This window comes from Algoriphagus formosus (genome assembly GCF_002807035.1).
GTDB lineage: Bacteria > Bacteroidota > Bacteroidia > Cytophagales > Cyclobacteriaceae > Algoriphagus > Algoriphagus formosus.
Genome location: NZ_NIUC01000001.1, coordinates 421918 through 436466 on the forward strand (window position 1 = coordinate 421918; position 14549 = coordinate 436466).

9 protein-coding genes and 1 riboswitch are annotated in these 14549 nt (G+C 42.4%); of the genes, 1 reads left to right on the forward strand and 8 read right to left on the reverse strand.

The features are described 5' to 3' along the window. Positions 1-27 precede the first annotated feature (27 nt). Together CDH51_RS01950 and CDH51_RS01955 are read right to left on the reverse strand one after the other, a co-directional pair. Positions 28-231: a hypothetical protein gene (locus CDH51_RS01950; RefSeq protein WP_100627004.1), complete on the reverse strand. Its 204-nt coding sequence runs from the start codon at positions 229-231 to the stop codon at positions 28-30. After that, complete coding sequence (locus CDH51_RS01955; RefSeq protein WP_100627782.1) at positions 231-800, reverse strand: DUF4920 domain-containing protein; 570 nt, start codon at positions 798-800, stop codon at positions 231-233. Before CDH51_RS01955 ends, CDH51_RS01950 begins: the two co-directional genes overlap by 1 nt. A gap of 217 nt (positions 801-1017) precedes the next feature. Between CDH51_RS01955 and serA the strand changes: the two genes are divergently transcribed. Beyond that, positions 1018-2910, forward strand: a complete 1893-nt coding sequence (gene serA / locus CDH51_RS01960) for a phosphoglycerate dehydrogenase (protein ID WP_100627005.1) — start codon at positions 1018-1020, stop codon at positions 2908-2910. A gap of 66 nt (positions 2911-2976) precedes the next feature. On the opposite strand, the gene CDH51_RS01965 is transcribed toward serA, so the two are convergent. From CDH51_RS01965 to CDH51_RS01990, 6 genes are all read right to left on the reverse strand, one after another. Then, a complete protein-coding gene (locus CDH51_RS01965) occupies positions 2977-3714 on the reverse strand; it encodes an energy transducer TonB (protein ID WP_100627006.1) in 738 nt (245 codons plus the stop codon). A gap of 58 nt (positions 3715-3772) precedes the next feature. After that, on the reverse strand, positions 3773-4726 hold the full coding sequence (gene metF, locus CDH51_RS01970; protein WP_100627007.1) for a methylenetetrahydrofolate reductase [NAD(P)H]: 954 nt from the start codon (positions 4724-4726) through the stop codon (positions 3773-3775). Beyond that, positions 4723-7425, reverse strand: a complete 2703-nt coding sequence (gene metH / locus CDH51_RS01975) for a methionine synthase (protein ID WP_100627008.1) — start codon at positions 7423-7425, stop codon at positions 4723-4725. Before metH ends, metF begins: the two co-directional genes overlap by 4 nt. Further along, the gene (locus CDH51_RS01980) at positions 7418-8473 is read right to left on the reverse strand and encodes a homocysteine S-methyltransferase family protein (RefSeq protein ID WP_100627009.1); all 1056 of its coding nucleotides are present in this window, start codon (positions 8471-8473) and stop codon (positions 7418-7420) included. The genes metH and CDH51_RS01980 overlap by 8 nt, the downstream gene beginning before the upstream one ends. 65 nt (positions 8474-8538) lie before the next feature. Next, positions 8539-8638: riboswitch (SAM riboswitch) on the reverse strand. 75 nt (positions 8639-8713) lie between these two features. Next, complete coding sequence (locus CDH51_RS01985; RefSeq protein WP_198514246.1) at positions 8714-10030, reverse strand: hypothetical protein; 1317 nt, start codon at positions 10028-10030, stop codon at positions 8714-8716. A gap of 54 nt (positions 10031-10084) precedes the next feature. Next, the gene (locus CDH51_RS01990; RefSeq protein WP_100627010.1) at positions 10085-14371 is read right to left on the reverse strand and encodes a PAS domain S-box protein; all 4287 of its coding nucleotides are present in this window, start codon (positions 14369-14371) and stop codon (positions 10085-10087) included. Positions 14372-14549 lie beyond the last annotated feature (178 nt).

Below are 14549 nucleotides of genomic sequence, written 5' to 3' on the forward strand. Positions count from 1 at the left end.
ACAAAAGAAAAGTGGAGCTGAGTTGAATTATCTTATTTCTTCAATATCGTAATCCTTTCCCTTACCCCAACGAAGCAATTCTTCAATGGTGTAAAGTTCAAGAGTATCTAAATCCTTCACTTTAAAATTATCCCCATTTAATCGGGCCATAATCTCGAGTTGACGGACTTCACCTTGATTGATAAGCAGATATCGTCTTCCAACACGAAGATTATCCAAAGCTATGGGCATCAGGCTTTGTCCATGATTACGACTCCAATAGCTTCGAAAGTGATCTCTTTCTTAGGAGCTACGATTGCGTCGATCTCTTCCTGACTCTTTCCCTGATCTTCTGCAAAATGCTTGAGCGTCTCCACATCGGTCTCTGTAAAGGTGGCTACACCTTCCAGTACAATTGGGAAACCCTGGGAATTAGTTGGAACAAAGAAGCCATAATCTTTGAAAGTAACGCGCATACTTTCGCCATTTGGCAAGTCCATGGTCAACCAGCAACCTTTTTTGGTACAAACCTCCTTGATCTCTCCTATGATTTTTCCTTCATAAGTTCCTTTTTCTTCTACCACCGGTACTAAGTCAGCAAGAGCAATAGCATCTGATTCAGCGATAGCTGCACCATACATACCAGGAACTACCTCTGCCACACCAATGACAGCTTCAGCAGATTCCTCAGCTTCATGATGCATTTCCTCACCGTGATGCCCTTCAGAATCATGATGGGATTCTGAGTTTTCACTTTTCTGACAAGAATAAAAAGAAACTGAAACGGCTAGAATGCTTACAAGCAATGATTTTTTCATCATGTTTTGATTGATTTTTTTCAAAAATACAGCCTATTCCTGAGCTAGTGAAATAATTTTTGTATCAATAGTCACTATCAGCAGAAAGAATGACCTTTAGATTGCTAATTGATTGCAAAATTGATGACTGCAAAAATGTTTTGGAACATTTTCGGTAATAAACATTCTCATTTTTTGACAATCTCTTAATTTTACCCAAGATTTAAGAAAAAACCAGCACATGCCACAGACCAAAAAATTCATCATCGATTTTGACAGTACGTTTACTCAAGTGGAAGCCCTGGATATTTTAGGGGAAATCTCGCTTGCAGGGGACCCAAATTCCAATGATAAGCTTCAAGCTATCAAGGATATAACTGATCGAGGCATGGAAGGATCAGTTAATTTCAGGGAAAGTTTGGAGCAGCGTCTAGACATTTTGAAAGCCAACCGTCAGCAAATCGGTGATCTGATCAAGGCTCTGAAAAAGAAAGTATCCAAGTCATTTGAGAGAAACCGCGAGTTTCTTCAGGAAAACGCCGAAGACATTTTTATCATTTCCAATGGCTTCAAGGATTTTATTATCCCCATCGTAGCAGACTATGGAATCAACAAGGAAAATGTCTTTGCCAATGAGTTTGTCTATGATGAAAATGGGCAGATTGTGGATTTCAATCGAGACAATCCCCTCTCTAAAAACAACGGAAAGGCTGAAACCATCAAAAACCTGAATCTATCGGGAGATATTTATGTGATTGGTGACGGATATACCGATTATGAAATCAAAGCCTCAGGTCTAGCCAATAAATTCTATGCATTCACTGAGAATGTCCACCGTCCTAAGGTCACCTCCAAAGCAGACCATGTGGCACCCAGTTTCGACGAAATCCTTTACATCAACAAATTGAATACGAAATTCTCCTATCCCAAAAGCCGAATCAAGGTTCTTCTACTCGAAAATGTCCATCCTATCGGTGTTGAACTCCTTCGGGAAGAAGGCTACCAAGTGGAAGTGGTGAGTTCGGCTTTGAGCGAAGATGAACTCTGCGAAAAAATCAAAAATGTATCCATCCTAGGTATCCGCTCAAAGACCAATGTTACCAAGCGCGTTCTGGAAAATGCCAATCGGCTGATTTCTATCGGAGCTTTTTGTATCGGTACCAATCAGATAGATCTAGAAACCTGTCAGGAAAAAGGAATCGCCGTTTTCAATGCTCCTTTCAGCAATACCCGATCCGTCGTAGAAATGGCGATCGCAGAGATTATTTTCTTGATGCGAAACTTCTTCGATAAGTCGGTGTCCATGCATCAGGGAAAATGGGATAAATCTGCCACGGGATCCTTTGAAATCCGAGGTAAAAAACTGGGAATTGTTGGCTATGGAAATATCGGTGCTCAATTGTCGGTTTTGGCAGAAAATATGGGGCTCAATGTCTTTTACTATGACATTGTAGAAAAACTGGCTTTGGGTAATGCCACCAAGATTGATTCACTAGAAGAATTGCTTCAGACTTGTGATATCATTTCACTTCATGTAGATGGACGCAAAGAAAATAAGTGTTTGATCGATGCCGAAAAGATCAAAATGATGAAAAAAGGAGCGGTTTTGGTGAATCTGAGCCGTGGACATGTGGTAGAAATCCCAGCCTTAAAAGAGGCGCTTGAAAGCGGTCACCTAGCTGGCTGCGCAGTGGATGTATTCCCGGAAGAACCAAAAAATAACAGTGAACCTTTTGTATCCGAATTGATTGGATTACCCAATACCATTTTGACTCCTCACATCGGTGGAAGCACCTTGGAAGCACAAGAAAACATCGCCCGCTTTGTGCCCGGTAAAATCATGGAGTATATCAATACGGGAAATACCTTCAATTCGGTCAATTTCCCCAATATCCAACTTCCATTCCTTCAAAATGCGCATAGACTCATTCACGTTCACCAAAACGAACCTGGTGTACTAGCGAAGATCAATCGTATTTTGGCGGATTATGAAATCAATATCGTGGGGCAATACCTCAAGACCAATGAGAAAATCGGATACGTAATCACCGATATCGATAAGGCTTACACCGAGGAAGCTATTCAGGCACTCAAAGCCATACCGGGTACGATTCGATTTAGGATTTTGTATTAAGTCCGAGCTCCAAAGCTTTATTTTTCTCCCTCATTTCACTTTTGATTTGGGGGAGTTTTTTTGAAATCAATTTAATTGAAACCTTACTGGCATAATGATCTGACTAGGTACAGCTACCCCGTCAATAGTTTTGGGAGAAAATTTACCTGAATAGTTCATCACCACACGAAGTGCTTCTTTCGCTAGTGGCTCGAAAACTTCCTCCGGATTGACAACCTCTACGTCTTTCATTTCCCCAGTAGTGGTTACGGTAAACGCCACCAATACAACCCCTGACTTCCCCATTCTTCTGGCTGATACGGGATACCCTAAATTTTCCCATATATACTCATTCCAAGCATCAATTCCCCCTATAAAATCTGCATCTATGATAACTGGCTTTGATATCGAATCACCATCTTCCGAGAAATATTCTTCCGAATGTATTTCACCCGCATGCTGCTCTACTTTACTTTTAACTGCTCCAGACTCGTAATAATCTACCTGATAGGCTTTTGAAGTATTAGCATCAAACTGCAATACTTTTTTTCGTTTTCCGGATTCAAAATACCAAATCTCCGTATTGGAGAATTCTTGGTTTAAATCAAAACGAGTTGAGCGCTTTTCGTAACGAAGGGTAGTATCTAGCGAGTAGGTTTTTACGGAAAGCTTAAGACTATCTCCGGAAGTGATTCTAAAAAAAGAGGGCTCATATTTTTTTGTATTGATGATTGGAACGGAAAATTCATTCAAATACTCTAAAACCTGAGCCTTTCCTGGAAAAGATATCAGACAAATAATCAATAGGGAGAAAATACTTTTCATTTAAAGTTGAAATATTCTTTTTGTAAACTTCAACTAATATGAAAGGAATTCTTCAAAATCAAAAAACTTCCTTCGCAATTTTATAGGTCGCTTCAGCCTTACTCATCGTGTAAAAATGAAGGCTAGGAACTCCCGCTTTGACCAGTTCCTTGCTCTGCTGAATAGCCCATTCGATTCCTATTTCCTTCACCTCTGCATTCGTTTTGCACTTCAGCAACTCATCTGTCAAGGCATCAGGGAGATCCAAAAAGAAGGTTCGTGGAAGCATGGTAATCTGCGATAGCGTGGTGATTGGCTTCAAGCCAGGAATGATTGGAACATCAATACCCGCAGCACGAACATTTCGCTCAAACTCAAAGAATTTTTCATTGTCAAAAAACATCTGGGTCACGATATATTCAGCTCCCCGATCTACTTTTTCCTTCAGGTACTTGAGGTCAAACTTCATGCTCGGAGCCTCAAAATGCTTTTCAGGATAACCTGCTACACCCACGCAAAAATTCGTATGGAAACTCGTTTCAGTCTCCTCATGCAGGTATTTCCCCTGATTCATGCGAATGATTTGATCTACCAATTCACTGGCAAAATGATGCCCATTTTTCTCTGGGATAAACTTACCCTCAGTCTTCGGAGCATCCCCACGCAAGGCAAGGACATTTTCCACACCAATGAAATTCAGATCTATAAGGGCATTTTCTGTTTCTTCCTTTGAAAATCCCCCACAAAGCAAGTGAGGAACCGCATCCACATGAAATCGATTCATGATCGCTGCGCAAATTCCTACTGTCCCCGGCCGCTTCTTGGTACTTACTTTCTCCAAAAGACCATTGGGATGCTTTTTATAGATATACTCTTCCCGATGGTAAGTCACGTCTACGAAAGGAGGCTTAAACTCCATCAAGGGCTCAATACCCTCCAATAATTCTTTCAAGCTTTGTCCCTTCAAAGGAGGAAGGATTTCAAAAGAAAACAGCGTGGATTTCGCGTTTTTCAGGTGATCGGTAATCTTCATACAGTTTGATTCACTAATAATGTGGATGGCGTGTAGGCCAAATTGGGTGAAAGTAAGCGCTCAGCTTGCTCTTGGGTGATTCCTTTTCGTTCTGCATAGGATGCCACTTGATCTTCAGCAATTTTTCCCAAGCCAAAATACTTGGAATCTGGATGGGCAAAATAAAATCCTGAAACCGAGCTGGTCGGATACATGGCATAGCTGGAAGTCAAGGTGATTCCAATGCTTCGTTCTAAATCCAAAAGACGGGAAATTGTTTCCTTCTCGGAATGCTCCGGACAAGCAGGATAGCCTGGAGCAGGTCTGATTCCCAAATATTCCTCACGGATCAAGGAATCATTATCCAAATGTTCTTCATTGGCATAGCCCCAATAATCTTTTCGAACTAGCTCGTGTACATATTCTGCAGCTGCCTCAGCTAGACGATCAGCCAAAGCCTTTAACAAAATATCATTGTAATCATCTCCAGCTTCCTGAAATTCAGCAAGTTTTGATTCCATTCCCAAACCTGCCGTCACCGCAAAACATCCCAAGTAATCTTGCTTTTCCGGGTGTAAATAATCTGCCAATGAGCGGTTCGGAACGCCTCTTCCTTTTTTCCCTTGCTGACGCAAAAAGTGGAATTGACCCAAAGTCAAACTTTCATCCTTGGGATCAAATGCGGTCGCATCATCTCCTTCTCGCCTGACTGGCAATAAGCTAAAAACAGCCTTAGCAGAAAGCCATTTTTCAGAAATAATCTGATCCAGCATGGCTTGAGCATCAGCATAGAGTTTCTTGGCTTCTGTTCCCACAATAGGGTCTTCAAGAATTTTGGGAAATCGACCACTGAGCATCCAAGTACTGAAGAATGGGGTCCAGTCAATGTATTTTCTCAGAATAGACAGATCTAAATCCTCCAAAACGGTTTTGCCTAGTACCTTTGGCTTGACAGGCTCATAGTCAGCCCAATCAATAGCCACTGGATTAGCCTTCGCTTCCTCGTAGGAAATCAATTGCTTCACAGATTGCTTGGCTTCATGCTCTTCACGCAATTGTCGATATGTTTCCTTGATCTGTCGATGATAGACTTCTTTGGTCTCCTCGGAAATAGCTTCTCCAGCAATTGGCACAGATTTACTCGCATCGGTGACATGTACCACCGTACCGGAATAGACCGGGTCAATTTTTACAGCTGTATGAATTCTTGAGGTCGTAGCCCCACCGATCAGAAGCGGGATTTTCAATCCTTGTCGCTCCATTTCAGAAGCTACATTGACCATTTCGTCCAAGGAAGGCGTAATCAGACCACTCAATCCGATGATATCCACCTTATTTTTTACCGCTTCATCAATGATCTTTTGGGCATCTACCATGACGCCTAGATCGATGATTTGATAGCTATTGCAGGCCAAAACCACACCCACGATATTCTTTCCGATATCATGCACATCGCCTTTTACGGTCGCCAAAAGAATCTTTTTCAAAGAGGATTCCTCTTGACCTTCTTCCGGCAAAGGCATAAAAGGTTCGAGATAAGCGACAGCCTTTTTCATCACACGGGCTGATTTGACCACCTGCGGAAGGAACATTTTACCTTCTCCGAATAAGTCCCCGACCACATTCATTCCATCCATCAAAGGACCTTCAATCACTTTCAGCGGATTGACAAGTTCCTGACGCGCTGCTTCGGTATCTTCTACGATGTAATCCAAAATCCCCTTCACCAAGGCATGTTCTATCCTTTTCCCAACAGGGTCAGAGCGCCAAGCCTCATTCACAGCCTCTTTCTTACCGGAAGACTTGACTGTCTCTGCGAAATCCAAAAGCCGCTCTGTAGCATCTGACCTTCGGTCAAAAAGTACATCTTCCACCCGCTCAAGCAGGTCTTTAGGAATATCGTCATACACTTCCAGCATGGTAGGATTAACAATTCCCAAGTCCATTCCATGGTGAATGGCATGATAAAGAAATGCTGCATGCATGGCTTCCCGGACGGGATTGTTTCCACGGAAAGAAAAGGACACATTGCTGACTCCACCACTGACTTTGGCTCCGGGAAGGTTTTCTTTTATCCATTTCGTCGCCAAAAAGAAGTCCAAGGCATTTTTCCTGTGTTCCTCCATTCCTGTGGCAACAGGAAATATATTCGGATCAAAAATGATATCCTGTGGATTGAATTTGACGCGATCGACTAGAATTCTGTAGCTACGCTCGCAGATTTCAATTCTTCGCTCGAAGGTATCGGCTTGACCATCCTCGTCAAAAGCCATTACAACGACGGCAGCTCCAAACTTCTTGATGGTTTTTGCTTGCTGGATAAACTCCTCTTCCCCGTTTTTCAGGGAGATGGAATTGACGATGCCCTTACCCTGCACGCATTTCAATCCAGCCAAAATGATGCTCCACTTAGAGCTATCGATCATGATTGGAATCCGGCTGATTTCAGGCTCAGAAGCAATAAGATTTAGGAATTTCACCATGGCTGCCTCGCCATCAAGCATCCCTTCATCCATACAGACATCGAGGATTTGCGCACCACCACGAACCTGATCAAGGGCTACTTCAAGCGCTTCATCGTATTGTCCATTCAAGATCAGACGGGCAAATTTCTTCGAGCCTGTGACGTTGGTTCGCTCACCAACATTGACGAAGTTAATATTGGGTGAAAAGACTAGCGGCTCTAGTCCGGATAATTTCAAATAGTCTTGCTTAGGCATTGTTTTCCTCCTCTTCTAATTCCTCTTCGACTTTTCTAGGTTGATATTTGGCAGCTAAGGTGGCCATGGCCCGGATGTGATCGGGAGTTGTTCCGCAGCAACCTCCCAGGATATTGAGCATTCCTTCCTGAAGGAACTCTCCTACCTGACTGGCCATTTCCTCTGCGCCTTGATCATAGGCTCCAAACTCATTGGGTAGTCCCGCATTGGGATAGGCGGATACATAAAAAGGAGCTTTCTGAGAAAGTACTTTCAGATAAGGTCTGAGTTCTTTTGCTCCAAGTGCACAATTCAAACCGACAGAAAGCAAAGGCACGTGAGAAATAGAAATCAGGAAAGCCTCTGTAGTCTGTCCCGAAAGTGTTCTCCCGGAAGCATCGGTAATCGTACCTGAAATCATAATTGGAATTCCTCCTTCTTTTGGATCCAAAGGAATTCCTCTTTCTTCAAATACCTCCTGAATGGCATAAAGCGCAGCTTTGGCATTCAGCGTATCAAATATGGTCTCAACCAATAAAATATCTGCTCCACCATCCAAAAGGCCTCTCACCTGCTCTGCATAGGCTTCTGCCAACTGATCAAAAGTAATGGCTCGATAACCCGGGTCATTTACATCAGGAGAAATCGACGCGGTTCGGTTGGTCGGCCCCATGGCACCTGCAACGAAACGGGGTTTATCAGGATTCTTCTTGGTAAATTCTTCTGCAACCTCTCTAGCAAGTTTGGCTGACTGAAAATTAATTTCATAAGCCAAATGTGAAAGCTGATAATCTTCCTGTGCGATCGATGTTCCCGAAAAGGTATTCGTTTCGACAATATCTGCTCCAGCTTCCAGATATTCAGCGTGGATTGCTTTGATGATATCCGGACGGCTAAGAGACAGTAAGTCATTATTTCCCTTCAAAGCTTTGGGGTGATTCGCCAACTCAGGCGTTCGAAAATCTTCCTCCTCCAATTTGTAGCGCTGAATCATGGTTCCCATGGCGCCATCTAGGATTAGGATTCTGTTTTTAATTGCTTGAAGGAGTAATTCCGTTCTGTTTTGCATAGATTTTTTTGTTCAAAAAGCTTATCGAGCAAAACACGGAGAAAAATACGGGTGGTAAATTTTTCCGCTCATCTTCTTCCGGCGATTCCGGAATGGGAATTAGCACCTTGTTTTCAGGTTGCTAAGACGTCGTAGGGCCCTTCCCTCAGTCTTTCTCGATAAGCATCCCAAATGTAAGTCCTATTTGGAAAAAATACTAGTTAGCATAGCTTTAATTAAAAACTAAGTATCAAGGCCGCATCAAGGACGAATACCAAAGCCAAATGACACATAAGGCGCAGTCATAAAGCCCGCCATATCCAATTCCGCCAGTCGATAATTTGCCAAGGCCAATTCATAACCTATTGAGGTGGTAAATACCAAATCAATCAACTTTCGCTTGGTGATTGGGTAGGCATATTCAAAAGAAAGCTCGGGTTTAGCCATCAAGCCACTGTTTTTCAAATACCCATCATAATCCCGCTGCTGAAAAAGCTCTGGAAAGTCGGGCTTTTCATCCGTGGACAGAGTGTAGCGAATATTCCCGTAGCCAATACCTCCCATGCCATGAATGGCCATATTCCGGTACTCAATTAATTTCCAACCGCCATTTGCATAAATCCGAAGACTGTTCAGTGAATGGGATTTCAAAGAATTAGCGTCTCCATCCATGGCCAAATTGAAGACTTCCACCCCATAGAGCAGCTTTTCATTTTCGCCAGTGATCTTCAAGCCCAGATTTCTTGGCATGCCTTCCAATGGTTCTAATCCTGCTTCAACAAGCTGTGAATTAAATGTGTTGGGTTTGGTGAAATGAATCCCTGATACCAACTGAAAGCTCATGCTGGCATCTTTGTAAAAAAAATTACGGTCTGGAATGGTCAGGCCCGCTCCCACTCTTAGAAAGGCACCACTTTGCGCATTTTGGAATGACATCCCACTCATCGTCCATTTTCCCTCAATTGGACTAAAGGCATATCCTAATTTCGCAATCACAGCCAAGGCTTCTTTTCTCCCGGGAAGATCAAAATCATAACTGAGTTGAAAGCCGATTTCGGTCAAAAAGTCACCATAGCGCATCGTTCCTCGCTGAATGTCATTTTCTCTCAGGATAAATCCCCGCTCTGGATTGGCAAGAAAATCCGGGAGGTTTTGAGCTTGAGTTTCTTTAAGCATCTGAAAGTTCAAAAAACCAACTCCCAAAGACATGTAGTGAATGAGCTGAAATCTTGATTCTTCGGTAAAGGCATAGCCGACATTCAGCAAAAAACGGGAAGATCGATGCCCTAATCTATAGCCGTCTAAGTCCGATTGATTACTTCGGTTGTGATAAAGCTCGGCTCCAAAGACAAAATCATTCAGTCTGTTTTGATAGCCAAGCCCAAGCGTATGGTAGCGATTTCGAAGTGGGGACAGCCCCCGATCGCTAAGCATCCGGTTAAATTGATTGAGTTCAGCACCACTGGTACCGATCACGGCATAGAGGCTGGTTCGCTTGGACACCAAGCCTTGGGCAAGAATCAAAAACGGCTGAAAAACCAATAGAATCAGAATGGAGCTTCTGAAAAAATTGCGCATAGATTGGGACTTTTTCTAAAGACGAAGGTAAATCCTTTGAAGGCAAAATGCATGCTAATCAGAAGCAGGTTTCCTTTTTCTCTCAAATTTTGAGATTTTTTCGTACAAAAGATCCGGCGTAAATGGTTTTGGAACGTAATCATCAAAGCCAATTTTGCTCAACTCTTCCTTAATTTCCTCCAGTGAAGTTGCAGTCAGTGCTAAAATAGGAATCTGTGATTTTTTGGCATCTGAGTGACTTCTGATGGCTCTTGCTACAGAAAATCCATCCAAAACCGGCATTTGTAAATCCAAAAGTATCAAATCAAAATCTCCCTTCTCGAATAATTCTAGGGCTTGCTGCCCATCATTAGCCAATTCCAAATGACCTGTATTCCACTTATTCAAAAACTTCTTAATCAACAACTGATTGACCATATTGTCCTCTGCCACCAAGATCGAATAGTTTTCTAAACTTCTTAGCGAAGTAAAACCTGGACTAGTTGACCTATCTTCTTTTTTCTCTTTTACCTGAAGAGCAATCTCGAATTCAAATACACTACCTCCCGATGGATTAGGAGTGTAATGAATCTCCCCACCGTACATTTCTACTAAACGTTTGACAATCGCCAAACCCAGTCCAGTCCCTCCATATTTCCGGGTTGTTTCGGAAGATGCCTGGGTGAAAGCTTCAAAAATATTCCCGATTTTCTCTTGAGGAATTCCAATCCCGGTATCCTCAAAGCGGAATAAAATCCGGCTTCCCACTTTTGGATCCCGCTCTTTTTCTTGAAGACTGATTTTGACCGAACCCTTTTCTGTAAACTTGATGGCATTACTCACCAGGTTGTTGATGATTTGACCCAGTCGGATTTGGTCACCAATCACTAATTGCGGTATGGATTCATCAATCTCACAGGAGATCTTCAAGCCTTTCTCATGTGCTTGGAAGCTGTGAGAGTGGATAATTCTATGCAATAGATTGCGAAGGTCAAGCGGAAGCAATTCCAGTTCTACCTTACCCGAATCAATCTTATTGTAATCCAAAATATCATTGATCAGTGCCATCAAGCTTTCTGCGGAAAACTGTAAGGTCTTGAGATTTTCGAGCTGATCAGGCCTAGGGTCATCCTCCATCAAAAAGTGGGAAAGTCCAATCACCGCATTCATTGGAGTTCGGATTTCATGGCTCATCACAGACAAGAATTGGGATTTTATCCGCGATGCTTCTTCTGCATTTTCCTTAGCCTTGAGAAGCTCGGCTTGAGCCTGCTTTAGCTTAGAAATATCTCTGACTACACCAGTATACAATCGTGATTTCCCATCCTTATCGAGGATCGTCCTACCGTTTGAGTTGAAGATTCGAACCTCGCCATTTTTATGCGGAAGGCGGAATTCCAAGAACTGATGTTCGGCCAGGAAGTCCTTGGACTCGGAAAGCATCCCCTGAAATGTCTGATAGTCCTCTGAATGTAGAAATTCAAAAATACTTTTGCCCAAAACCTCCTCGACCTCATAGCCCAAATACTGCTTGATATTCGGAGAGATATAATTGATGATAAATGAATCTGTCAGGGAAAAAATAATCTCCGTGGACTCTTCCACCAAGGTCCTGTACTTTTCCTCTGACTCCTCTAGTTTCTTTTTAGCCAAAAACTCTTCATTGACATCTCGAATGATGCTCAGCGCATATTCTACTTTTCCTCCTTCAAGGATAGGACGGATGGTTCGATGGTATTTTCTGCCCCTATATTCAAATTCTGTTTCGACGACCTCCTGATTATTATAGACTTGATCAAGAACAAGATTTACCGTGGCCTGTTCGGTAAGCGAGATCTCAGAGAGCAACTTACCCTCAAAATCCGAGCGGGATAATCCCCAAAAATCGAAGTTGGTCCCCTCTGCCAAAATATATCTCCTATCTCTATCCAGGAGGAAAATATTGGTTCCGGGAATATTTGAGGCAAGCATGCGATACTGCTTGTCTTTTTCTTCTTTAAACTGTTCGAAATTTTTACGCTCTGTGATGTCTTGGAAGATCCCCTGATGCAAGGTGATATTCCCCTCTGCATCCATGACATCGGAGGTTTTATCTTCTACCCAAATGGTTTTTCCGGATGCTGAAATGATTCTATATTCCTCTGAAAATGAACGGATTCCAGAATTTGACTTTCCTTTTTCCTTTAAAGAGGTAATATAGTCCTGATCATCAGGATGTACCAATTCCAAAAAGGAAGCTTTACGAGCAATTAATTCGGAACTATCATAGCCAAATTGCTGAATATTTTCGGAGATGTATTCAATCTGATAATTGGCATTGGGGTCCACTTGAAAGAGAACGGCAGGGCTATTTTCAGCTATCATTCGTGCTTGCGTAGCCTGTCTTTCACTTTCTCGCTTTTCGCTCAGATTTCTAAGCACGAGGCTGAATCCAATTTTTTCCTTGTTGGGCGAATAGATCACCTGAATAGATACATCAAAAGGAGAAAGTTTGGTGTGCTTCGTTTGGAAATCCAACTCCCCTCTCCAGGAAGTCTTTTCTTCCATTTTTTGAATCACTTCCGAAAGCCGTTGATTTCCTTGCAATAGATCATCCACTGATCCTTTGAAGGAAGCTGCAGTAATGGGACAGCAAAGCTGAATTGCTGCTTCATTGAGGTAAATGACCTCCCTTTCCAGATTGATCACCACAATGGGATCACTGACTTGAGCTAGAATTTGTGACTGAAGCTTAAGATTTTCTACTGTCGCTCGCTTATGAGTAACGTCCGTACAGAAACCGGTTACTTCTACCCCCTTATTGAGGAAGTTTTCCTGACTTTCGATTTCAAACTCAATGAAAACAGTCTCACCAGATTCACTTCTTACCGTAAATTCTCCCGATTCCTGACTTTTTTCATTTATGCTCCTTTTGAGCTTTTTGACAAATTCAGCGCGGGTGGACTTATCGATTTTATAAATCAAAGTAGTGAATTCCGCCGTCAAAGGCTGATCCCCCAAACCAAACAAATGCGCCAAACCTCCAGATATATAAAACAATTCCTTTTGGGTACTGTACCTCCAGGAACCGGATTTGGCCAATCGCTCCGTAGTGGCAAGAAGGCTGGCATTTCGTTCAATTTGCTTTGCAAGAATACTTCCAGAATATGCGGCAGCCAGTATATCGCCCAATTGCCGGAAAATCTGAAGTTGCTTTTCTTCAAATTCCAGCTTCTTGATCGTAATCTCAAAGGCTATCACTCCACGAAGCTTATTGACCAAAATCATGGGGATAAGCAACAGCGCAGCGTTTTCCCCGACTTCCTGAGATTCAAGATGTAGCTTCACCATCCCTTTTTCGAGCCGGTTTTTCCTACCTCTAATCTCCTCCTCTACCTTCATGGAAAGGCTTTTGGCCTCCTGATTCTTTTTCCAGCTGTTCAGTAAAATATACTCATCACTATCCGGGTTGATGATCCAAATTTTGCCGTTTTCAGCTTTCAAAAACTGTCCAAACTTTTCCAAAACCAACTGAAACTCCTTCTCGGGATTATTCAGCTTAGAATTGATCAGTTGGGAACTTACTTGATTGATCAGATTTTCGATTTCATAGCGCTGCTGAAGCGAACGGTCCATGGAAATGAAATCCGTAATATCCCTACTGGAAAATAGAATTCCCTTGATCTCTGGGTGGTGAAGGAGGTTTTTGGCAAAGCTTTCCAGATAAATCCGCTCACCGGAAGCTCGATTGATCCAAAAATCAACAGCCACTTCATCCTGAGAGTGAAGCGCCTCTTTGAAATTACCCTTAACCAGCTCAATGACTCCGGCTTCAACAAAATCCTTGAAGTTTTTACCCACAATAGCATCCACGGGAAAACCCAACTTCTCACTCACCGAGGGAGAAATAAATTTATAATTCCCGTGCTCATCCAGGATTGCAATCAAATCATGGCTGTTGTTTAGAATACTCTGCATGTAGCTGAGCTCTTCCATCGCTTTTGAATTGCTATCCAACAAAAAGTTTTCCTCCGTATTCGCTCCAAAATAGCGAATAGGGTTTGCTTTGGCGATTAAGAATCTGGAAGTGTAAGTGGAAGGCAAATTGGTAAAAGACCACTCAAATCGCTGCATTTGGCCTTCTTGGGTTTGCAAAGACTTAAACCACCGGCTTTCAGGAACTTCACCTGATTCAAAGAATTTTGCCAATTGAGCTAAGAGTTCCTCCTGCTGAATCCAGGACTTATAATCTTCCGGAAGATTAGAGAAAGTCTCTGTAGAATAACGATTCCAGAATATGATTTCCTCGGAATCAAATAAAAATAAAGGTTCCTGAATCTCATTCAGGAAATCTGAAATATCAAATTGTTTGAAATCACCCATTCAAAAAGTTGCCTCTTGTCTGATCACTTGCCAATATCTGAAAAAGTACGTTTATAACACAAGTTTTGGATTCAAAATACCTTGACATCCGTCAAAAAGAGGTCAGGATAACCTTTAAAATTAAATTAACCACGAAGGGCCCCGTAATTGGTCCAAGCCTGCCTACCGTCAGGCAGGC

What these genes read in the sequence shown, in the direction of transcription:
- serA (WP_100627005.1), top strand. Translation starts at nt 1,018, where the DNA reads ATGCCACAGACCAAAAAATTCATCATCGATTTTGACAGTACGTTTACT.
- CDH51_RS01980 (WP_100627009.1), bottom strand. Translation starts at nt 8,473, where the DNA reads ATGCAAAACAGAACGGAATTACTCCTTCAAGCAATTAAAAACAGAATC.
- CDH51_RS01950 (WP_100627004.1), bottom strand. Translation starts at nt 231, where the DNA reads ATGCCCATAGCTTTGGATAATCTTCGTGTTGGAAGACGATATCTGCTT.
- CDH51_RS01965 (WP_100627006.1), bottom strand. Translation starts at nt 3,714, where the DNA reads ATGAAAAGTATTTTCTCCCTATTGATTATTTGTCTGATATCTTTTCCA.
- metH (WP_100627008.1), bottom strand. Translation starts at nt 7,425, where the DNA reads ATGCCTAAGCAAGACTATTTGAAATTATCCGGACTAGAGCCGCTAGTC.
- CDH51_RS01955 (WP_100627782.1), bottom strand. Translation starts at nt 800, where the DNA reads ATGATGAAAAAATCATTGCTTGTAAGCATTCTAGCCGTTTCAGTTTCT.
- CDH51_RS01990 (WP_100627010.1), bottom strand. Translation starts at nt 14,371, where the DNA reads ATGGGTGATTTCAAACAATTTGATATTTCAGATTTCCTGAATGAGATT.
- CDH51_RS01985 (WP_198514246.1), bottom strand. Translation starts at nt 10,030, where the DNA reads ATGCGCAATTTTTTCAGAAGCTCCATTCTGATTCTATTGGTTTTTCAG.
- metF (WP_100627007.1), bottom strand. Translation starts at nt 4,726, where the DNA reads ATGAAGATTACCGATCACCTGAAAAACGCGAAATCCACGCTGTTTTCT.